The sequence below is a fragment of the Gemmobacter caeruleus genome, from assembly GCF_008271655.1.
GTDB classification, from domain to species: domain Bacteria; phylum Pseudomonadota; class Alphaproteobacteria; order Rhodobacterales; family Rhodobacteraceae; genus Gemmobacter; species Gemmobacter caeruleus.
In genome coordinates, this window is record NZ_VKKX01000052.1 from 35,709 (window position 1) to 55,731 (window position 20,023).

A 20,023-nucleotide genomic window follows, 5' to 3' on the forward strand; every position below is an offset into this window, starting at 1 on the left:
CGCGGCGGCGGGCGCGTGAGAATGGCGCATGAACCCGCGATCCGAAATCCATGACCGGCTGGCCACGCGGCTGCGCGATGCGCGGCGGGCGCGCGGGTTGAGCCTTGATGCGGTGGCCAAGCTGTCGGGCGTCTCGCGCTCGATGGTGAGCCAGATCGAGCGGGGGGAAAGTTCGCCCACCGTGGCGACGCTGTGGAACCTGACCCAGGCCTTGCAGGTGGATTTCGCGGGGCTGCTGGAGGGGCGGCCCCGGCCGGGGATCGAGGTGATCCGCGCCGAGGCGGCGCCGGTCATTGCGGGCCGCGGCGACGGCGTGCGGATCCGCATCCTCTCGGCCCCGGAAAGTGTGGGCGAGCATGAGGTCTATGAGCTGGATTTCGCGCCGGGCGGTGCCCTGGTCTCGGACCCGCATCGCCCGGGATGCCGCGAGCATCTGGCGGTGATCGAGGGGCGATTGACGGTGGAGAGCGGGGAGGAGGCGGAGCGCCTGGGCCCCGGGGATACCGCGCGCTATGCGGCGGATCGGGCACATGCGATCCGGGCGGAGGGGGCGGCGCGCGCCATTCTGATCGTGCAGGACAGCTGAGGGTGCGGGCCGGGGGTTTTGCCCGCCGGCCCCCGCAGGATATTTTTGAGAATAAAGACGGCATCCGTTTTTGCGGAGGTGATCCGCTATATTGACGGATCGGTTGGTTTCGGGCATGTATCCGTTATTGCGGAATGGAGGGTATCATGACGGAAGTCGGGCGGGCGGCGTTTCTGGCGCATCTGGGCGAGGTATTGGCGGGGATCGAGGCCGAAGGGCTGATGAAGCGCGAGCGGCTGATCCATGGGCCGCAGGGGGCGCATGTGGAGGTGGCGGGGCGGCTGCTCTTGAACCTTTGCGCCAATAATTACCTCGGGCTGGCGGATGATCCGCGCCTGGTCGCGGCGGCGGCGGCAGCGATGGAGGGGCAAGGCTATGGCATGGCCTCGGTCCGGTTCATCTGCGGCACGCAGGACATGCACCGGGCGCTTGAGACGCGGATCGCGGGTTTTCTGGGGATGGAGGACGCGATCCTCTTTGCGGCCTGTTTCGACGCCAATGGCGGCCTGTTCGAGCCGCTGCTGGGGCCGGAAGATGCGGTGATCTCGGACGCGCTGAACCATGCCAGCATCATTGACGGGATCCGTCTGTGCAAGGCCAAGCGCTATCGCTATGCCAATTCCGACATGGCGGATCTGGAGGCGCAATTGCAGGCGGCCCGGGCTGACGGCGCGCGGTTCATTCTGGTGGCCACCGATGGTGTCTTCTCGATGGATGGCTATCTGGCGAAGCTGGGCGAGATCCGCGCGCTGGCGGACCGTTACGGCGCGATGGTCATGGTGGATGACTGCCATGCCACGGGCTTCATGGGTCCGCAGGGGCGCGGCACGCCGGCGCATGCCGGGGTTGCGGCCGATATCCTGACCGGCACGCTGGGCAAGGCTTTGGGCGGCGCCCTGGGCGGCTATATCGCCGGGCCGCAGCCGGTGATTGATCTGCTGCGGCAGCGCGCGCGGCCCTATCTGTTTTCCAATGCCTTGCCGCCCGCCGTGGTGGCGGCGGGTCTTGCCGCGCTCGATATTGTCGAGGCGGCGGACGATCTGCGGGCGCAGCTTTTCGACAATGCCCGCTATTGGCGCGCGGGGCTGGAGGCGGCGGGGTTCCGGCTGTTGCCGGGCGAACATCCGATCGTGCCGGTCATGCTGGGCGAGGCGCGGCTGGCACAGGACATGGCCGCGGCGCTCTATGATCGCGGCGTCTATGTGGCGGGGTTCTTCTTTCCGGTGGTGCCGAAGGGGCAGGCGCGGATCCGCACGCAGATGAATGCGCGGCTGACGCGGGAGGATCTGGATTTCGCGCTGGAGGCCTTTCGCGCGGCGGGCAAGGCAGTGGGGGCATTGGCATGACGAACGAGATGAAAGCGCTGGTAAAGGCCAGACCCGAGGTCGGGCTTTGGGCCGAGACGCGGCCTGTGCCGGAAATCGGGCCGGATGACGTGTTGATCCGCATCCGCAAGACCGGCATTTGCGGCACTGATATCCATATCTGGAACTGGGATGAATGGGCGGCGCGCACCGTGCCGCTGGGGCTGGTCACCGGCCATGAATTCGCGGGCGAGATCGTGGAGATCGGGCGCAATGTGACCGATCTGGCGATTGGCCAGCGCTGTTCGGGCGAGGGGCATCTGATCGGCCGCCATTCGCGGCAATCGCGCGCCGGCAAGTTCCATCTCGACCCGGAGACGCGCGGCATCGGCGTGAATGAACACGGCGCCTTTGCCACCTATCTGCGCCTGCCGGCCTTTAATGTGGTGCCCCTGCCGGATGCGATTGATGACGAGATCGGCGCCATCCTCGATCCGCTGGGCAATGCGGTCCATACCGCGCTCAGCTTCGATCTGGTGGGCGAGGATGTGCTGATCACCGGCGCGGGGCCGATCGGCATCATGGCGGCGGCGGTGGCGCGGCATGTGGGCGCGCGCCATGTCGTCATTACCGATGTGAACCCCACGCGGCTGGAGCTGGCCGGGCAGGTGGCCGATGTGGTGCCGGTCAATGTGGCGACCGAGGATCTGAAATCCGTGCAGGCGCGGTTGAAGATGACCCAGGGCTTTGACGTGGGCATGGAGATGAGCGGCAATCAGGCCGCGCTGGACCAGATGGTCGAACAACTGGTCATGGGCGGGCGCATCGCCATGCTGGGCATCCCGCCGGGCAAATCGCCGGTGGACTGGTCGCGCATCGTCTTCAAGGCGATCACCATCAAGGGCGTCTACGGCCGCGAGATCTTTGAAACCTGGTACAAGATGATCGCCATGCTGGAAAACGGGCTCGATATCCGCCGGGTCATCACCCATCGTTTCAAGGTGGCGGATTTCGCCGAAGGGTTCGAGGTGATGCGGTCGGGCCTGTCGGGCAAGGTGGTGCTGGACTGGGGCTGATCGCCGCCGCACAGCGCCTGCGCGGCGGAAGGGCGCGCGGGCACTGGCCTTTGCCGCCCGCCCGCGCTATTGCACGACAAACAGCACATGAGAGACGCGCCAGATGTCGAGTGACTATTCGGACGCCATAGCCTCGGTCGAGGAGATCATCGAGGATGCCCGCGCCGGGCGGATGTTCATCCTGGTCGATCACGAGGATCGCGAGAATGAGGGGGATCTGGTGATCCCGGCCGAGAAATGCGACGCCGCCGCCGTGAATTTCATGGCGACGCATGGGCGGGGGCTGATCTGCCTCACCATGTCGGGCGCGCGGATCGACGCGCTTGGCCTGCCGCTGATGGCCTCCAAGAATTCTTCGCGCCATGAAACCGCCTTTACCGTCTCGATCGAGGCGCGCGAGGGGGTGGAGACCGGGATTTCCGCCCATGACCGCGCGCTGACCATCGCGGTGGCGATTGATGACGCCAAGGGGCCGCAGGATATCGCGACGCCGGGCCACATCTTTCCGCTGCGGGCGCGTGAGGGTGGCGTTCTGGTGCGCGCCGGCCATACCGAGGCCGCGACCGATATCGCGCGGCTGGCCGGGCTGAAACCGGCCGGCGTGATCTGCGAGATCATGAAGGATGATGGCAGCATGGCGCGCCTGCCCGATCTGGTGCAGTTCGCGCAAAAGCACGGGCTGAAGATCGGCACCATTTCCGACCTGATCGCCTATCGCCGGCGGCATGACAATCTGGTCAAGGAACGCGCGGTCAAGCGGGTCAGCTCCGCCCATGGCGGCGACTGGGTGATGCGCATCTTTTCGGATGCCGCGCAGGGCGGCGAACATGTCGTGCTGACCAAGGGCGATATCGCCACTGCCGACCCGGTTCTGGTGCGGATGCACGCGCTGGATCCGCTGGCGGATGTGCTGGGCATCGGCGATGCCGGCGCCGTGGGCGAGCTTTCGGGCGCGATGAAGCTGATCGCCGAGGCCGGGCGCGGCGTCGTCGTGCTGCTTCGCGATACCGCGACCCGTCTGGCCGATGGCAGCGAGGCCGCGCCGCAGACGCTGCGGCAATACGGGCTGGGCGCGCAGATCCTGGCGGCACTTGGCCTCAGCCAGATCACGCTGGTCACCAATCATCAGGCGCCCAAGGTCGTGGGCCTCGATGCCTATGGCCTGACCATTGCCGGCACCCGCGCGATTTCGGAGTAAGCCATGGCCGCGAATGAACAGCATTACACCCTGCCGCTGCCGGTTTTTGACAAGCCGGTGAAAATCCTGATCGTGGTGGCGCCCTATTACAAGGACATCACCGATCAGCTGGTCGCCGGGGCGCAGGCCCGCGTCGCCGCCGCGGGCGGCACGAGCGAGGTGATCGAGGTGCCCGGCGCGCTGGAAATCCCGACCGCCATCGCCATGGCCGAGCGGCTGTCGAATTATGACGGCCATGTCGCGCTTGGCTGCGTGATCCGGGGCGAGACGACGCATTACGACACGGTCTGCAACGATTCCAGCCGGGCGATCACCCTGCTGGGGCTGCAAGGCGCCTGTATCGGCAATGGCATCCTGACGGTGGAAAACCGCGCCCAGGCCGAGGTGCGTGCCGAAGTGGCGGGGCAGGACAAGGGCGGTGGCGCCGCCGCCGCCGCACTGCACCTGATCGCGCTGGCCCGTCGCTGGTCGGGCGCGCGCAAGGGCATCGGCTTTCGCGTCGAGGAAGGGGTGCGGGTATGAGCGGCGGCTCCGACAAGCGGCAGATGCGGTCCGCCGCGCGGTTCTTTGCCGTGCAGGCGCTGTTCCAGATGGAAAGCTCGGGCCAGACCGTCGAACGTATCGTGCGCGAATTTTCCGACCACCGCTTTGGCGAGGTCTTCGAGGATGGCGTGGCAATGGCCGAGGGCGATCAGCGTCATTTCCGCGCGCTGGTGGATGGCGCGGTGAACTGGCAGGCCAAGATCGACCAGATGACCGACCGCGCCCTGGTGGCGAAATGGCCGATCGACCGCATCGACCCGGTCCTGCGCGCGCTGTTCCGCGCCGCCGGGGCCGAACTGGTGACCATGGACACGCCGCCCAAGGTGGTGATCACCGAATTCGTCGATGTGGCCAAGGCGTTCTTTGAAGACGGCAAGGAGCCGAAATTCGTCAACGCCGTGCTCGATCACATGGCGCGCGAGGAAAAGCCCGCAGCCTTTGCCTGAAAAGATATCGCGGCGGGGCCAAGGAATGCACTTGCCCGCCGCGTCTTACTGCCGATGTGCCGGACCGAGGTCCGCTTGACGGAGGCGAAGATGAAAACCCTGACCATTTCCGCGCTGCTGGTGGCGGCTCTGACCGGCCTTGCGGCCTGCGATCGCGCGGCGGATGCCCCTGCCGACGCGCCTGCGGCGACCGACTGGCATCTGATCGGCGGCAGCCTGCGGCCACTGCCAGCGCCGGCGACGCTGCGCCTTGAGGGCGGCGGTCAGGTTGGCGGGCAGGGGCCCTGCAACCGCTGGTTCGCGCAACGTGAGGGACAGGGCCGCGCGTTCCGCCTGCCGCAGATCGGCGCCACCGAAATGGCCTGTCCCGCCCTGCCGCAAGAGGCCGCCTATTTCGCAGCACTTTCCGGTGTGACCGCGATCGAACAGCGGGACGACCGGCTGATCCTGACCGGGCCTGGCGGCATCGTGCTGGAATTTGCGGCAGAGACCCGCTGATCGGCCCGGCGCCGGCCCCTTGCGACGCTTTGGCACTGGCATGCAGGAAATGGAATGTTAGCATGGCCCCATGCCGTCATCCGGCCCAAGGGGGAATCGCCATGCCAAAGCTTGTCAGGCTCTATATCGTCAATGTCGCCATCGGCTATGTCCTCTCGGCGATCTTTGTCGCGGCTCTGGTCTGGCTGAATATCGGCGGGCTGGGCCATCTGGTGCTGGAAACCCGGCATGGCTGGATCGGCGGGCTGATGCTTTTCGTCTCGAACGGGGTGATCTTTGCCGGCGCGCAATTCGCCATCGCGGTGATGCGCCAGGCCGAGACCGAGGACCGGCCCGGCGGCGGCACCCGGGCGCCCGCCCTGACGCCGGCACCGGTGCGGGTGGCCGAAACCCGCCGCCCGGCGCAGTTGCGGCGCTGAGGCGCGCGACTCAGGACGCAAAGCCCGGGGTGACCCGGGCTTTTTCGTTTTTGGGCAATGTGTTGCCCGGCGCGCACGCGGTTTGCGTGACCTAGCGTAAGCCTGTGAAACGAAGGTGATTCTGGCTGTGAACCGCGGGTTCCGGTCGGGCAAATCCGCGGCCTTCCGCGGGTTTTTCGCCTGTGCAAACCGGTGGCTTGAATGGGGCCGGATCATGGTCAAGTCCTCGCCACAGCCCGGCGTCAGGACCGCCGGACGCATCCGCAACTGAAAGGATACGGGATCATGAAACAGACCCTCCGCCTTGCCGGCGCCTCGACCCTCGTGCTGCTGCTGGCCGCCCCCGCCTTCGCCCAGGGCGAACTGGTGGGCACCAATGCGCTGGATGACCGCATCGACGACGTGACCGATGCGGTCAATGACGATCTGGCCCGCGCCGAGGATGCCGCGCGCTTTGGCAACCCGGAATACCGCCAGGGCCTGTCGGGCTCGGCCTCGCTGGGCTATTCCGGCAAGACCGGCAACAATGAAAGCCAGGAATTCTCGGCCGGCGCGCGTCTGCGCTATGCCTCGGGCAACTGGGTGCAGAATGTCGGCATCGCGCTCGACTTTGCCGAGGACAACAACGCGAAGACCAAGGAAGATGTGCTGGGCGTCTATGACGCCAACTATTACTTCAACGACAATTTCTACGCCTTTGCCCTGGGCCGCGTGGAAACCGATGGCCTGGCCTCGACCGCGGCCGATACCCAGACCGACGCCTTCCTCGGCTTCGGCCCCGGCTACCGCGTGGTGAACACCCCCGACATGACCTGGCGTGTGCAGGCGGGTATCGGGGTGAGCTATCTCAAGGATGGCACCGGCGCCAGCGAGACGGAAACCGGCTACATCGCCTCGTCGCGGTTCTTCTACAAGTTCAACGACAACGTCTTTGCCACCAATGACACCGATGTCCTCTATTCCGACACGGCGCTGCGGGTGAACAACGATCTGGGCGTGAACTTCAAGATGTCCGACGCCTTTGCGACCCGGGTCAGCTATCTGACCGAATATAACGAGGCGCGCGCGATCCGCACCGACAACAAGCTGGGCGTGTCGCTGGTCATGGGGTTCTGACCCCCGGCGATCCCCGACTTTTTCATCGCACTTCGGGGCAGGGAAACCTGCCCCCTTTTTCGTCGAAAAAGGGGCATGTGGCGGGCCCGCAGCAACCGTGGGCGACGGTGTTTTCCCGAGAGCCAGAGGTCTCAGGTGGGAACCAGGTAGCAGGACCAGGATCCTGCCAGAGCCAGCCCCCGTTCGCTTGCTTATCGGCCACTGGAAAAGTGTCCCGCACGCGAGGAGCAGCACCCGCCACGCCCAGAGATAGGCGTGGCGCGGCCTCGGGGCAAGGGGGCATCGCCGCCGCGGTCAGTCGGCGGTCTTGCGCACGCGGTTGGTGACCGACCAGGTGCAGGGCCCGGCATCGTTCACCGCCTGCATGTCCCAATCCATGCGAAAGCTGCGCGGCGTCAGCAGCACCATGCGATAGCTGCTGGTCATGCCGGGCAGCCGGTCGGCCCCGGTCAGTTCCACCTCCGAGACACGGGTCCAGGTCGGGCGCGTCGCCTCCGGGTCGGGGTTGGCGGCCAGCCAGGCATCGCGCCAGCGGGCGCCGTCAAAGCGACCGCCCCAGGTCACCCGCACCGGCTTTTCGCGGTTCAGGTTGCCTTCGATCATCTGGCGCATCATCGCGGTGCCCGGCCCGCAGGACAGGGTGTTGAGCGTCGATTGCGTGGTCCAGACGCCGTCTTCGGGCACGAGGGGGCCGGCACAGCTGCCGTCGCCGCCGGCGGTGATGTCGATATCCTCTGCGCTCAGCGGCGACCAGATGCCGGTGCCATCCTGCACGACAAGGATCATCGCGGCGGCATTGGCGGGCGTGTCGATCCCCATCACGAGGCTCGCCTCCTCGGGCGAAAGCGGCGTCTCGGCGCAGGTGCAGCCCTGATGGGTGGTGCAATCGGCCACGGTCAGCGCGGCGGCGGGCAGGGCGGTCAGCACCGCAAAGGCGCAAAGCGGGGCCAGGGCGGCCCGGGTCAGGCAGGTCATGCAAATCTCTCCGTCTTGAACCGCGGCAGGGTCGTCGGCGCGGGCGGCGGCTGTCAAGGCCCGCCCCGCCGGCGGGGCTTGCCATGTGTTCATGCTTCGTTCATATTCGTGCCATGGACCAGACCGCCCCCCCGCCTGCCATGCCCATGCCCGGCCCGTCCCTGACGCCGGGCCAGCGGCTTGCGCGCGGGGTCTGCCGCCATCTGCTGCATCACGGCTTTGTCACGGTGGAGGAACTGGTGCCCGCGCCGGGGCTGCGGGTCGATGTGATGGCGCTTGGCCCCCGGGGCGAGGTCTGGGTGGTCGAATGTAAATCCGGCCGCGCCGATTTTGCCGCCGACCGCAAATGGCAGAATTATCTGGAATGGTGCGACCGCTTTTTCTGGGCGGTGGATGCCGATTTCCCGGTGGAGATCCTGCCGGCGGAAAGCGGTCTCATCATCGGCGACGATTACGATGCCGAGATCCTGCGCATGGCGCCGGAAACGCCGCTGGCGGGGGCGCGGCGCAAGGTCATGATGCAGAAATTCGCCCGCCATGCCGCGCTGCGCCTGCAAGCGCTGCGCGATCCGGCGGGGGTGGGGCGGCTCAGCGCTTTTTCCCCTTAGGGGCGGGGGCACCCATGGCGCGGGCGGCCTCGGCGGCGGCGCGCAGCTCCTCGGCGATTTCCTCGGCTTCGTCGGGATCGAAATCCAGCGGCAGGTCTACCCCGCCTTCGGCCTCGACATAGATTCGCACCATCCCCTGATCGGTCGGCCCGATTTGCAGATTGGCGGCAATCTCGCTTTGGTTGTTGATGCTCATGGTGGCCTCCGCTTGCTTCCTGCGGGGGTAGCGCCGAAAAAGCGCGAAAGCAAGCGCGAGGGGGGCTTGCAATCGCCGGCCCGGGGGGCTAAATCGCCGCCAGTGCCGACTTAGCTCAGTAGGTTAGAGCACCAGATTGTGGATCTGGGGGTCCCCCGTTCGAGCCGGGGAGTCGGTACCATCTTCCAAAGGCCCCGCGGCGACGCGGGGCCTTTTGGCTTTTGCAGCTTTCCATTGCTTTGTGACGCGCCTTGGACGACGAAGGATCAGGCGGCGCATGAGGTGTGCGGTGGCGATGATTGCGAGTCATGCAGGGTTGCGGGGGCTGGCCGCCTCGGCGGTGGCCATCGGTCATTTCACCGAGATTTTCGCCCCGGGCTGGTTTCTGCCCCATACCCATATCGCGGTGGATTTCTTCTTTCTGCTCAGCGGGTTCATCCTGACCCATGTCTATGCCGCCGATTTCGCGGGCGGTCTGAGCCTGCGCAATTGCGGCTGTTTCCTGCTGCGGCGGCTGGCGCGGATCTATCCGCTGCATCTGGCGACGCTGGTCGCGATTCTGGCGATCCTGCGGTTTCACCTGACACCGGAGGAGGCGGGCCAGCTGGGGCCGCAACTGGTGCTGGCCCATGCCTGGGGCCTGTCGGAGCGCTATGTGCTGAACGCGCCGAGCTGGTCGATCTCGGTGGAGTTCGGCGCCTATCTGGCCTTTCCGCTTCTGGTGCTGCTCCTGGGTCGGCGCGGCGGCTGGCTTGTGCTGGCGGGGCTGAGCCTGGCGGGGGTCGCGCTGCTCTGGCCGCTGGGGGCGGGCAGTCTCGATCTGCATGTGACCGGATCGCGCCATGTCTGGCTGCGCGGGCTGGTGGCCTTTCCGCTGGGCATGCTGCTGGCCGCACTGGCGGCGCGGCACCGTGCCGGTGCGGCGGCGGGCTGGTGGCAGGGTGGCGCGCTGGCGGCTTTCGTGGCGCTGATCGCGCTTTCCACCCCCGAGATGTGCTGGCTGGTGCCGATGGCGGTGATGGTCTGGGCCTGTGCCGGCGACCGCGGCCGGATCGCCCGCATCATGGCCAGCCGCCCGATGGTCTGGCTGGGTGAGGTGTCCTATGGCATCTACCTGATCCAGTGGGTCGTCATCCTGGCGCTTTACAATATCGTGCCGAAGCTGGGGTTCCTGCCGCCCGCCGCGCTGACCCTTGCGACGGGCGTGCTGTATTTCGGCGGGGTGCTGGGCCTCGCCGCCCTGTCGGCCCGCTGGTATGAGCCGACCTTTACCCGCCTGGCGCATCGCTGTCGTCTGGGGCGCGGCTAGGCCGCTTGCACCTGCCACCGGGCGGGCTATGGTCGCCCCCCGACCCGAGGAAGGACCATCATGATTCAGGACGCCGCCCGCCGCATTCCCCTTGTCATCGCCCGCGAGATCGGCGCCCAGCCCGCGCAGGTCGGGGCCGCGATCGAACTGCTGGACGGCGGCGCCACGGTGCCCTTCGTCGCGCGCTATCGCAAGGAGGTGACGGGGGGCCTGGATGACACGCAACTGCGGACCCTGGCCGACCGTCTGACCTACCTGCGCGAGATGGAGGCACGGCGCGCGGCGATCCTGGGCTCGATCACCGAACAGGGCAAGCTGACCGACGATCTGGCCGCCAGCATCGCCCGGGCCGAAACCAAGGCCGAACTGGAAGACATCTATCTGCCCTACAAGCCCAAGCGCCGCACCCGTGCCATGATCGCGCGCGAGAACGGCCTTGGCCCGCTGGCCGAGGCCATTCTGGCCGACCGCCGCGCCGATCCTGCGGCGCTGGCGGCGGGCTACATCTCCGAGGCGGTGCCCGATGTGAAGGCCGCGCTGGAAGGCGCGCGCGACATCGTGGCCGAGGGTCTGGCCGAAAACGCCGATCTGCTGGGCCGGCTGCGCGGGCATATGAAACAGGCGGCCGAGATCGCGGCCGGCGTCGTGGCGGGGAAAGAGGTCGAGGGCGCCAAATTCTCGGATTATTTCGCGCATCGCGAAAAATGGGACACCGCGCCGTCGCATCGCGTGCTGGCCATGCTGCGTGGCCGGAACGAGGGCGTGCTGTCGCTGGATCTGGAGGTGGACCCTGACGCCCCGCGCGGCCAGTCGCCCTGCGAACGCATCTGCGGCGCGGCGCTAGAGGCCGGCGGGCAGGGCGCCGGCGACCAATGGCTGCGCGAGGCGGCAAGCTGGGCCTGGCGGGTCAAGCTGAAAACCTCGCTCACGCTCGATCTGATGGGCGAATTGCGCGACCGCGCCGAGGAGGAGGCGATCCGCGTCTTTGCGCGCAATCTCAAGGATTTGCTGCTGGCGGCACCGGCGGGGGGCAAGGCGACGATGGGCCTTGATCCGGGCATCCGCACCGGGGTGAAGGTGGCGGTGGTCGATGCGACCGGCAAGCTGCTGGCGACGGATACCGTCTATCCGTTCCAGCCGAAAAACGACCTGCGCGGCGCGCAGGTGGCGATTGCGCAACTGATCGCGAAACACGGGGTCAAGCTGATTGCCATCGGCAATGGCACCGCCAGCCGCGAGACGGAAAAGATGGTGGCGGAGCTGCTGTCGCATCTGCCGGGCGAAAAGCCGGTCAAGGTGGTGGTCAGCGAGGCCGGCGCCTCGGTCTATTCCGCCTCTGAACTGGCGGCGAAGGAATTTCCGGGGCTGGACGTGTCGCTGCGCGGTGCGGTGTCCATCGCGCGGCGCCTGCAAGACCCGCTGGCCGAACTGGTGAAGATCGAGCCGAAATCCATCGGCGTCGGCCAGTATCAACATGATGTGGACCAGCACCGCCTGGCGCGGCAACTGGATGCGGTGGTGGAAGACGCGGTGAACGCGGTCGGGGTCGATCTCAACACCGCCTCCGCGCCCTTGCTGGCGCGGGTCTCCGGCGTGGGGCCGGGGCTGGCCGAAAGCATCGTGGCGCATCGCGACGCGAACGGGCCGTTTGCCACGCGGCGCGAATTGCTCAAGGTCGCGCGGCTGGGGCCGAAGGCCTTTGAACAGGCGGCGGGCTTTCTGCGCATCTCCGGCGGGAAGGAACCGCTTGACGCCTCCTCTGTCCACCCCGAGGCCTATGACGTGGCGCGCCGCATCGTCGCCGCCTGCGGGCGGGATATCCGCGCCCTGATGGGCGACAGCGCCGCCCTGAAACGCCTGAACCCGCGCGAATTCATCGACGCGAAATTCGGTCTGCCCACCGTGCAGGACATCCTGTCGGAACTGGAAAAGCCCGGCCGTGACCCGCGCCCCAGCTTCAAGACGGCGACCTTCACCGACGGGGTCGAGGATATCAAGGATCTGAAGCCCGGCATGATGCTGGAAGGCACGGTGACCAACGTGGCGGCCTTCGGGGCCTTTGTCGATATCGGCGTGCATCAGGACGGACTTGTCCATGTCAGCCAGCTGGCCGACCGTTTCGTGAAAGACCCGCATGAGGTGGTGAAGGCCGGCGATGTGGTGCAGGTCCGGGTGGTGGAGGTGGACGTGCCGCGCAAGCGTATCGGCCTGACCATGCGCAAGGACAGCGCCGATGCCCGCGAAAGCGCGCGCGACCGCGCCGCCGAACGCGGGCCACAGGGGCCGAAGGGCGGCAAGCCCGCGCCGCGCGGGCCGATGTCGTCGGGGCCGAAGGGCGGGGCGGGCAACGCCTTTGCCGACGCGCTCAAGGGCAAGTTCGGGCGCTGATCGGCGGGCGGGCGCTGATCGGGTGGCGGCGGCTGCGCCAAAGGGCGCCGACGCCGCCGGTGCCGCGCAATGGCGGCTGGCATGGGCGCGGCTTCCGCGCCACAAGGGACGATGATCCGGGGCTGCCCCCGGCGCCTGTCACGATTTTGCCGCTTTCGGCCGTTTGACTGCGCTTCACCCCTCCCGATCCCGTTTCCCGAGCAAGGGCCCGCCATGCCGCTTTCCGATATTCTCACCGCTGTCTCCAGCGATCCCGGCCTGCGCGCCGAAACCCCCGCCGGCCAGATCGACCGTGGCGTGGCCGCTGCGGGCAAGATGAACCGGATCCTGCTGTCGATGATCGAACAGACCGGCGTCAATGCCGACGGTCTGCTGACGGCGGCGGACATGCAGCGCATCTCCGACGCGCTCTGGCTGCCGCGCAACGCCGAGCCGTGGCGGCAGTTCTGGCTGGCCCATGGCAATGACAATGGTGATCTGGAAACCGGCTTTCACCTTGTGAAGGATGACGGCGGCACCCGGCAATTCCGCGGCCGCGATTTCATCGACACCGTGGCCGACGCCTTTTACCATTTCGGCTTTCGCATCGAGGACGGGCGCTATGCCAATGAGGATGGCAACCAGAACGAGCGCATCGCCGACGCGGCGGGCTGGCTCAACTATTTCCTGAACGGGCGCAGCGTGGTGCTGGGCGGGGGCGGCAATGACATGCTGGCCACCGGCACCTACAGCGCCTATTTCGCCAATGCCCGGCACGAGACCTTCTATGCCGGTGCCGGCAATGACAGCATCGCCGCAGGGTCGGGGCGCGACCGTATCCTGGGGGGCGCCGGGGCCGACGAGATCGGCGCGGGGGCGGGCAATGACCGCGCCTGGGGCCAGGCCGGGCGCGACCGCATCTGGGGCGAGACCGGCCATGACACGCTGGATGGCGGCGCGGGCAATGATGTGCTGGGCGGCGGCGCCGGGCGCGATCTGCTGCGCGGTGGCACCGGGGCCGACACGCTGTCGGGCGACGATCAGGCCGACCGGCTGGAGGGCGGGGCAGGGGCTGACCTGCTCTATGGCGGGGCGGCGAATGACCGGCTTCTGGGCGGTGCGGGCAATGACCGGCTGGTCGGCGGCGAGGGCGGCGATACCCTGCGCGGCGATGCCGGCGCCGACCTGATCCAGCTCTGGGAGGAACGCGCGGCGGCCGATGTCGTCGTGCTGCGCCCCGGCGACAGCGGACGCGACGCCAGCAGCATCGACCGCGTCGAGGGATTCGAAAGCGGATCGGACCGTATCGACCTGCGCGCCTTCGGGCCGATGCTGTTCGAGACGCTCGACTTCCGCGGCGGCGGCACGGCCTCGTGCTATTACGATGGCCATATGCTGCGGATCGACGCCGATGGCGACCGCGGCGCCGACATGCTGGTGGAATTCGCCTGGGTCGAAACCCTCGTCGCCCGCGATTTCATCTTCGCCTGAGCCGGCGGTTCATGGCAATCTGGTCCGGCCCCCAGCCGGAAAGGAAGCGCCATGACTCAGGCCAAGGCCACGATCTGCCTCTGGTATGACACCGAGGCCCAGGCCGCCGCGGAATTCTACGCGACGGTCTTTCCCGACAGCGCGGTGACCCATATCCATCGCGCGCCCGCCGATTACCCCTCGGGCAAGGCAGGGGATGTGCTGATGGTGGAATTCACCCTGTGCGGCCTGGCCTGTATCGGGCTGAACGGCGGCCCGGCCTTTCCGCAATCCGAGGCCTTCTCGATCCAGATCGCGACCGAGGATCAGGCCGAAACCGATCGTTACTGGCAGGCGATCACCGGCAATGGCGGACAGGAAAGCGCCTGCGGCTGGTGCAAGGACCGCTGGGGCGTGAACTGGCAGATCACCCCGCGCGTGTTGACCGAAGCGATGGCCGCCGGTGGCGACGAGGCTCGGCGCGCCTTCACCGCCATGCTGGAGATGCGCAAGATCGACATCGCCACGATCGAGGCCGCGCGGCGCGGCTGAGGCGGGGAAGGGGGCGCTCGCGCCCCCTCTTGAGCCTGCGGCTCAATTCACCCCCTGAGGATATTTAGAAACAGATGAAGGGCAAGGCGCGCTTCCGCCCCTTCATCTGTTCACAAATATCCTCGGGGGGAGGCCCGAAGGGCCGTGGGGGGCAGACAGCCCCCCCTGCGCCCCAGCCACGGTGACGTTTCAGGCCGCCGCGCCGCCAATGGTCAGCCCGCCGATCAGCAGGCTGGGCTGGCCCACCCCTACCGGCACCCATTGCCCGGCCTTGCCGCAATTGCCGATGCCGGGGTCCAGCGCCATGTCATTGCCGATCGCGCGGATATTACGCAGCGCCGTCGCGCCATCGCCGATCAGCGTGGCGCCCTTGACCGGGGCGATGACCTTGCCGTTCTTCACCCGATAGGCTTCGGTGCAGGAAAAGACGAATTTCCCGTTGGTGATATCGACCTGGCCCCCGCCAAAGCCCACGGCCCAGATCCCGTCCTTCAGATCCGCAAGGATCGCGGCGGGATCGGTGTCGCCGCCCAGCATGTAGGTATTGGTCATGCGCGGCATCGGGATATGGGCAAAGCTCTCGCGCCGGCCGTTGCCGGTGCTGTGCGTGCCCATCAGCCGGGCATTCTGGCGGTCCTGCATATAGCCCACCAGCACCCCGTCCTCGATCAGCGTGGTGCGGTTCGACGGCGTGCCCTCATCGTCGAAGCTGATGGAGCCGCGCCGGTCGGGCAGGGTGCCGTCATCCAGCACCGTGACCCCGGGCGCGGCGATGCGCTGGCCCATCAGCCCGGCAAAGGCCGAGGTCTTTTTCCGGTTGAAGTCGCCCTCCAGCCCGTGCCCGATCGCCTCGTGCAGCAGGATGCCGGGCCAGCCCGGCCCCAGCAGGATATCCATCACCCCCGCCGGCGCCGCTTCGGCATCGAGGTTGACCAGTGCGATGCGCAGGGCCTCGCGTGCGACGGGTTGCCAATGCGCGGGATCGAGCAGCGCCTTCAGGCCAAAGCGCCCGCCGCCGCCCATGCCGCCGCTTTCGCGCCGCCCGGACTGTTCCACGATGACCGAGATGTTCAGCCGCGCCATCGGCCGCACATCGCGCAGGCGCAGCCCCTCTGGGCGCAGGATCTCCACCTCTTGCAGGCCGGCGCTGATCGTGGCCGAGACCTGCACCACGCGGGGATCGAGGCCGCGGGTGAAGGCGTCGATTTCCTTCAGCACGTCGATCTTGCCGGCAAAGCTGGCATCCGCCATCGGATCGGCATCGCCATAAAGGTGGCGATTGGTGCCGATGGGCGCCGCGGCCAGGGTGCCGCCGCCATCGCCCACGGCCAGGCGCGCGGTCTCTACCGCGCGTTTCAGCGCGGCTTCGGAGATCTCGGTCGAATGGGCATAGCCCGCCACCTCGCCGCGCACGGCGCGCAGGCCAAAGCCCTCGGAGGCGTCGTAAGAGGCGGTGCGGATGCGGCCATCATCCAGCACCAGCGCCTCGGAGCGCTTGCGTTCGAGGAAGATCTCGCCATCTTCCGCCCCTGCGACAGCCTGTCGCAGCAGGGCCAGCGCCCGCCCCTCATCCAGCAGAGTGTCGAAGGGGCGGAAAGGGTTGTCGGTCATCGGGGCGTCCTTGATCCATGTCAAATGGCGGCGGATTGTCGCACGGTTTTGCTTGTCGTCCGTTGCCTAATATGGTTTCAAGGCAGCGAGAAACAACGGGATTCTGCCCGGCAAACGGGCATGGCCGAAAAGCGGACATAAAGCCGCACTGAACGGGATGAGACAGATGCGATTCATGAAGACCCTTTCCGGCGTCGCTCTGACCATGGCTGCGCTGCCGGCCATGGCGCAGGATTTGCCGGTGATCGGCAAGCCGGTCGATGGCCTGATGGGCTTTCAGCCCGCCGCGACCGAACTGGCACGCGACATTCACTGGCTGGACGGGGCGCTGAACTGGGTCATCGGGCTGATCGTGCTGTTCGTGCTGGCGCTGATGCTTTACAGCTTTGCCCGCTTCAATCAGCGCGCCAATCCCAAGCCCGCGACCTTTACCCATAACACGCCGCTGGAAATCACCTGGACCGCGATTCCGATCCTGATCCTGGTCGGCATCTTCACCTTCTCGCTGCCGGTGCTGTTCAAGCAGCAGGAAATCCCGGAAGGCGATATCGTGGTCAAGGTGACCGGCTACCAGTGGTATTGGGGCTATGAATACACCAAGGACGGCATCACCCCGGAAAATGACGGGTCGGAGCCGGTCGCCTTTGAAAGCTTCAAGCTGGAGCGTGATCAACTGGCGCAATATGGCTATCAGGACAGCGACTATCTGCTGGCCACCGATACCGCCATCGTGCTGCCGGTCGGCAAGACCGTCGTGATGCAGGTCACCGGCGCCGACGTGATCCACAGCTGGACCATCCCTGCCTTCGGCGTGAAGCAGGATGCGGTGCCGGGCCGTCTGGCGCAGCTCTGGTTCAAGCCCGAGATGGAAGGCATCTTCTTCGGCCAGTGTTCGGAGCTGTGCGGCAAGGACCACGCCTATATGCCGATCACCGTCAAGGTCGTGTCCGAGGCGAAATATGCCGAATGGCTGGCCAAGGCCAAGGCGGGCGACGTGCAACTGTCGTCGGTCGCGGTCGAGGCGCCGGTGCAACTGGCGGCCAGCAACTGATCAGCGGCCCTGGGGCCGGCACGGAAGGCAGGGGCGGCGCGTTCGGTTGAACGGGCCGCCTGACCCACCGGGAGGAACGGATGAGCGACATTCACGCCAATGGAAGCCTGGGCACAGGCACCGCCGCCGGAACCGGCGAGGCGGGCTTTGGCGATTACGTCGCGCTGCTCAAGCCGCGTGTCATGTCGCTGGTGGTGTTCACCGCGCTGGTGGGCCTGCTGGTCGCGCCGGTGCCGGTCCATCCCTTCATCACCTTCACCTGCATCCTGTTCATCGCCCTGGGCGGCGGCGCCTCGGGCGCGCTGAACATGTGGTGGGATGCCGATATCGACCAGGTGATGCGCCGCACCAAGGGCCGCCCCATCCCGGCGGGCCGCGTGCAGGCCGGCGAGGCGCTTGGCCTCGGCCTCGCGCTCTCGGGGCTGAGCGTGATGATGCTGGCGCTGGCGGCGAATGTCGCGGCGGGGCTGCTGCTGGGCTTTACCATCTTCTTCTACGTCGTGATCTATTCGATGTGGCTCAAGCGGTCCACGCCGCAGAACATCGTGATCGGCGGCGCGGCGGGGGCCTTTCCGCCCATGATCGGCTGGGTCTGCGCCACCGGGTCGGTCTCGGTCGAGGCGGTGCTGATGTTCCTCTTGATCTTCATGTGGACGCCGCCGCATTTCTGGGCGCTGGCGCTGTTCATGAACAGCGATTATGAGGCCGCGGGCGTGCCGATGCTGACCGTGACCCATGGCAAGCGCAGCACCCGCAATCACATTCTGGTCTACACGATCCTGCTGGCGCCGGTCGCGCTGGCGGCGGGGTTCACCTCGATCGGCGGGCCGGTCTATCTGGCGATTTCGGTCCTGCTGAATGCGGGCTTCCTCTGGGGCGCCTGGCGCATCTGGCGCCGCGATGAGGCGCAGGCCGAGGCGGACAAATACGCCACCGAGAAATCGGTGTTCAAATTCTCGCTGCTCTACCTGTTCCTGCATTTCAGCGCCTTCCTGCTGGAGGCGGTGCTGAAATCCTTTGGCATGGGGGGCTGGTAAGATGGCGCTGCGGACGGAACACGAAATCCATCAGCGCCGTCTGGGGCGCAATCTGGGGCTGGGGCTGGTGCTGGCGGCCTTTGTCGTGCTGGTCTTTGGCCTGACCGTGGTCAAGGTCACCCGCGGCGATCCGATGCAGGCCTTTGACCATAGCGCGCGGCCCGAGATGGTGCCGGCCGATGCGGCGCAGGGGGCGGGGCAATGAAGCTGTCGCCACAGAACCGCACCGCGGCCTGGCTGGTGGGCGTCGCCGTCACCATGGGCGCGCTGAGCTTTGCCGCCGTGCCCTTCTATGACTGGTTCTGCCGCGTGACCGGCTTTGCCGGCACCACCTCGGTTGCAAGCCAGGGGTCGGATACCGTGCTGGAACAGACCGTGCTGGTGCGCTTTGACGCCTCGAAAGAGGCCGGCATGCCCTGGATCTTCAAGGCCCAGCAGCATTCGATGCGGGTGCGCATCGGCGAAAACGCCATGGCCTTTTACGAGGCGCATAACCCGACCGACCGCACCGTCGGCGGCACCGCCAGCTATAATGTGACGCCCGATGCCGCGGGCGGCTATTTCACCAAGATCGAATGCTTCTGCTTTACCGAACAGGTGCTTGCCCCCGGCGAGACCGCGGTGATGCCGGTCGTGTTTTTTGTCGATCCCGAGATCGTCACCGATCCCGAGGGCAAGTTCGTGAAGGAGATCACGCTCTCCTACACGTTCCACGAAACCCCGCTGCCGGAAAACCAGGCGGCGCTGGCGGTCCCGCAAGGCGGGGCGGTCAACTGAGATAACAACGAGGGAACCCACCATGGCCCACGCCAAGAATCACGACTATCACGTCCTTCCGCCGTCGATCTGGCCCTTTGCGGGCGCGGTCGCCGCTTTTGTCATGCTGTTCGGCGCGGTGCTGTGGATGCACGGCTCGGGCCCGTGGATGGGCCTCGTGGGCTTTGTCGGCGTGCTGTATGTGATGTTCGGCTGGTGGGCCGATGTGGTGCATGAGGGCCAGACCGGCGACCATACCCCGGTCGTGCGGATCGGCCTGCGCTATGGCTTCATCATGTTCATCATGTCCGAGGTCATGTTCTTTGCCGCCTGGTTCTGGTCGTTCTTCAAGCATGCCATGTATCCGATGGGGCCGATGTCGCCGCTGGTCGATGGCGTCTTTCCGCCCGAGGGCATCCAGACCTTCGACCCCTGGCACCTGCCGCTGATCAACACGCTGATCCTGCTCTGCTCGGGCTGTGCCGCGACCTGGGCGCACCACGCCCTTGTGCATGAGAACAACCGCAAGGATCTGGTGAACGGCCTGGCGCTGTCGATCATCCTGGGCCTGTGCTTCACCGTGCTGCAAGCCTATGAATACAGCCACGCGGCCTTTGGCTTTGCCGGCAATATCTACGGCGCCAACTTCTTCATGGCGACCGGCTTTCACGGTTTCCACGTCGTGATCGGCACGATCTTCCTGACCGTCTGCCTGATCCGCGCGCTGAAGGGCCATTTCACCCCCGAACAGCATATCGGGCTGGAAGCCGCCGCCTGGTACTGGCACTTCGTGGACGTGGTCTGGCTGTTCCTGTTCGCCGCCGTCTATGTCTGGGGTCAGGGCTGACCCTGCGTTCGGGGGCGCCTGCCGCCCCCGGCATCTTCCCTCGGAAGCGCGGGCCCTG

At 66.9% G+C, this 20,023-nt stretch carries 22 protein-coding genes and 1 tRNA gene; 20 read left to right on the forward strand and 3 right to left on the reverse strand.

From position 1 onward, the window contains the following. Window positions 1-28 precede the first annotated feature (28 nt). From FOA17_RS17025 to FOA17_RS17065, 9 genes are all read left to right on the forward strand, one after another. On the forward strand, window positions 29-586 hold the full coding sequence (locus tag FOA17_RS17025; RefSeq protein WP_149142709.1) for a helix-turn-helix domain-containing protein: 558 nt from the start codon (window positions 29-31) through the stop codon (window positions 584-586). Between the two features lie 146 nt (window positions 587-732). Next, on the forward strand, window positions 733-1,932 hold the full coding sequence (locus tag FOA17_RS17030; RefSeq protein WP_149142710.1) for a glycine C-acetyltransferase: 1,200 nt from the start codon (window positions 733-735) through the stop codon (window positions 1,930-1,932). Between the two features lie 8 nt (window positions 1,933-1,940). Further along, on the forward strand, window positions 1,941-2,966 hold the full coding sequence (gene tdh / locus FOA17_RS17035; RefSeq protein ID WP_149142897.1) for an L-threonine 3-dehydrogenase: 1,026 nt from the start codon (window positions 1,941-1,943) through the stop codon (window positions 2,964-2,966). 103 nt (window positions 2,967-3,069) lie between these two features. Further along, the gene (gene ribB, locus FOA17_RS17040) at window positions 3,070-4,164 is read left to right on the forward strand and encodes a 3,4-dihydroxy-2-butanone-4-phosphate synthase (RefSeq protein ID WP_149142711.1); all 1,095 of its coding nucleotides are present in this window, start codon (window positions 3,070-3,072) and stop codon (window positions 4,162-4,164) included. 3 nt (window positions 4,165-4,167) lie between these two features. Then, entirely contained in the window at window positions 4,168-4,686 is a 519-nt protein-coding gene (locus tag FOA17_RS17045; protein ID WP_149142712.1) for a 6,7-dimethyl-8-ribityllumazine synthase, read from the forward strand. Beyond that, window positions 4,683-5,153, forward strand: coding sequence for a transcription antitermination factor NusB (nusB, locus tag FOA17_RS17050; RefSeq protein ID WP_162528297.1), 471 nt, complete (start codon window positions 4,683-4,685; stop codon window positions 5,151-5,153). The genes FOA17_RS17045 and nusB overlap by 4 nt, the downstream gene beginning before the upstream one ends. A gap of 90 nt (window positions 5,154-5,243) precedes the next feature. Beyond that, entirely contained in the window at window positions 5,244-5,651 is a 408-nt protein-coding gene (locus tag FOA17_RS17055; RefSeq protein ID WP_162528298.1) for an META domain-containing protein, read from the forward strand. A gap of 101 nt (window positions 5,652-5,752) precedes the next feature. Continuing rightward, window positions 5,753-6,070, forward strand: coding sequence for a hypothetical protein (locus FOA17_RS17060; protein ID WP_149142714.1), 318 nt, complete (start codon window positions 5,753-5,755; stop codon window positions 6,068-6,070). Window positions 6,071-6,355: 285 nt separating this feature from the next. Beyond that, window positions 6,356-7,186 carry a DUF481 domain-containing protein gene (locus FOA17_RS17065; protein WP_149142715.1) on the forward strand — a complete coding sequence of 277 codons (831 nt, stop codon included), beginning with the start codon at window positions 6,356-6,358 and terminating at the stop codon, window positions 7,184-7,186. 294 nt (window positions 7,187-7,480) lie between these two features. Here the strand turns inward: FOA17_RS17065 and FOA17_RS17070 are convergent, their stop codons facing one another. Next, complete coding sequence (locus FOA17_RS17070; protein WP_149142716.1) at window positions 7,481-8,161, reverse strand: hypothetical protein; 681 nt, start codon at window positions 8,159-8,161, stop codon at window positions 7,481-7,483. Window positions 8,162-8,274: 113 nt separating this feature from the next. On the opposite strand from FOA17_RS17070, the gene FOA17_RS17075 reads away from it, so the two are divergent. Beyond that, window positions 8,275-8,769 (forward strand): MmcB family DNA repair protein, encoded by a 495-nt coding sequence (locus tag FOA17_RS17075; protein ID WP_238991866.1) that lies wholly within the window; start codon window positions 8,275-8,277, stop codon window positions 8,767-8,769. On the opposite strand, the gene FOA17_RS17080 is transcribed toward FOA17_RS17075, so the two are convergent. Continuing rightward, the gene (locus FOA17_RS17080; RefSeq protein WP_149142717.1) at window positions 8,750-8,965 is read right to left on the reverse strand and encodes a DUF6324 family protein; all 216 of its coding nucleotides are present in this window, start codon (window positions 8,963-8,965) and stop codon (window positions 8,750-8,752) included. The genes FOA17_RS17075 and FOA17_RS17080 overlap by 20 nt on opposite strands. Window positions 8,966-9,069: 104 nt before the next feature. Here FOA17_RS17080 and FOA17_RS17085 point away from each other — a divergent pair. The 5 genes from FOA17_RS17085 to FOA17_RS17105 all read left to right on the forward strand — a co-directional run bounded on the left by FOA17_RS17085 (window position 9,070) and on the right by FOA17_RS17105 (window position 14,663). Beyond that, window positions 9,070-9,146, forward strand: a tRNA-His gene (locus FOA17_RS17085). Window positions 9,147-9,260: 114 nt separating this feature from the next. Next, window positions 9,261-10,274, forward strand: coding sequence for an acyltransferase family protein (locus FOA17_RS17090; protein WP_238991878.1), 1,014 nt, complete (start codon window positions 9,261-9,263; stop codon window positions 10,272-10,274). 60 nt (window positions 10,275-10,334) lie between these two features. After that, window positions 10,335-12,662, forward strand: a complete 2,328-nt coding sequence (locus FOA17_RS17095) for a Tex family protein (RefSeq protein WP_149142719.1) — start codon at window positions 10,335-10,337, stop codon at window positions 12,660-12,662. 213 nt (window positions 12,663-12,875) lie between these two features. Then, the gene (locus tag FOA17_RS17100; protein WP_162528300.1) at window positions 12,876-14,132 is read left to right on the forward strand and encodes a calcium-binding protein; all 1,257 of its coding nucleotides are present in this window, start codon (window positions 12,876-12,878) and stop codon (window positions 14,130-14,132) included. 51 nt (window positions 14,133-14,183) lie between these two features. After that, window positions 14,184-14,663, forward strand: coding sequence for a VOC family protein (locus FOA17_RS17105; protein ID WP_149142721.1), 480 nt, complete (start codon window positions 14,184-14,186; stop codon window positions 14,661-14,663). A gap of 189 nt (window positions 14,664-14,852) precedes the next feature. Here FOA17_RS17105 and FOA17_RS17110 read toward each other — a convergent pair whose 3' ends face one another. Then, on the reverse strand, window positions 14,853-16,274 hold the full coding sequence (locus FOA17_RS17110) for a TldD/PmbA family protein (RefSeq protein WP_149142722.1): 1,422 nt from the start codon (window positions 16,272-16,274) through the stop codon (window positions 14,853-14,855). A 166-nt stretch (window positions 16,275-16,440) separates the two neighbouring features. On the opposite strand from FOA17_RS17110, the gene coxB reads away from it, so the two are divergent. From coxB to FOA17_RS17135, 5 genes are all read left to right on the forward strand, one after another. Then, on the forward strand, window positions 16,441-17,325 hold the full coding sequence (gene coxB / locus FOA17_RS17115) for a cytochrome c oxidase subunit II (RefSeq protein WP_149142723.1): 885 nt from the start codon (window positions 16,441-16,443) through the stop codon (window positions 17,323-17,325). A gap of 80 nt (window positions 17,326-17,405) precedes the next feature. Further along, on the forward strand, window positions 17,406-18,362 hold the full coding sequence (gene cyoE, locus FOA17_RS17120) for a heme o synthase (protein ID WP_149142724.1): 957 nt from the start codon (window positions 17,406-17,408) through the stop codon (window positions 18,360-18,362). A gap of 1 nt (window position 18,363) precedes the next feature. Continuing rightward, window positions 18,364-18,567 (forward strand): hypothetical protein, encoded by a 204-nt coding sequence (locus tag FOA17_RS17125; RefSeq protein WP_149142725.1) that lies wholly within the window; start codon window positions 18,364-18,366, stop codon window positions 18,565-18,567. After that, window positions 18,564-19,139 carry a cytochrome c oxidase assembly protein gene (locus FOA17_RS17130; RefSeq protein WP_149142726.1) on the forward strand — a complete coding sequence of 192 codons (576 nt, stop codon included), beginning with the start codon at window positions 18,564-18,566 and terminating at the stop codon, window positions 19,137-19,139. Before FOA17_RS17125 ends, FOA17_RS17130 begins: the two co-directional genes overlap by 4 nt. A gap of 22 nt (window positions 19,140-19,161) precedes the next feature. After that, window positions 19,162-19,965: a cytochrome c oxidase subunit 3 gene (locus tag FOA17_RS17135; protein ID WP_149142727.1), complete on the forward strand. Its 804-nt coding sequence runs from the start codon at window positions 19,162-19,164 to the stop codon at window positions 19,963-19,965. Window positions 19,966-20,023: the final 58 nt, after the last annotated feature.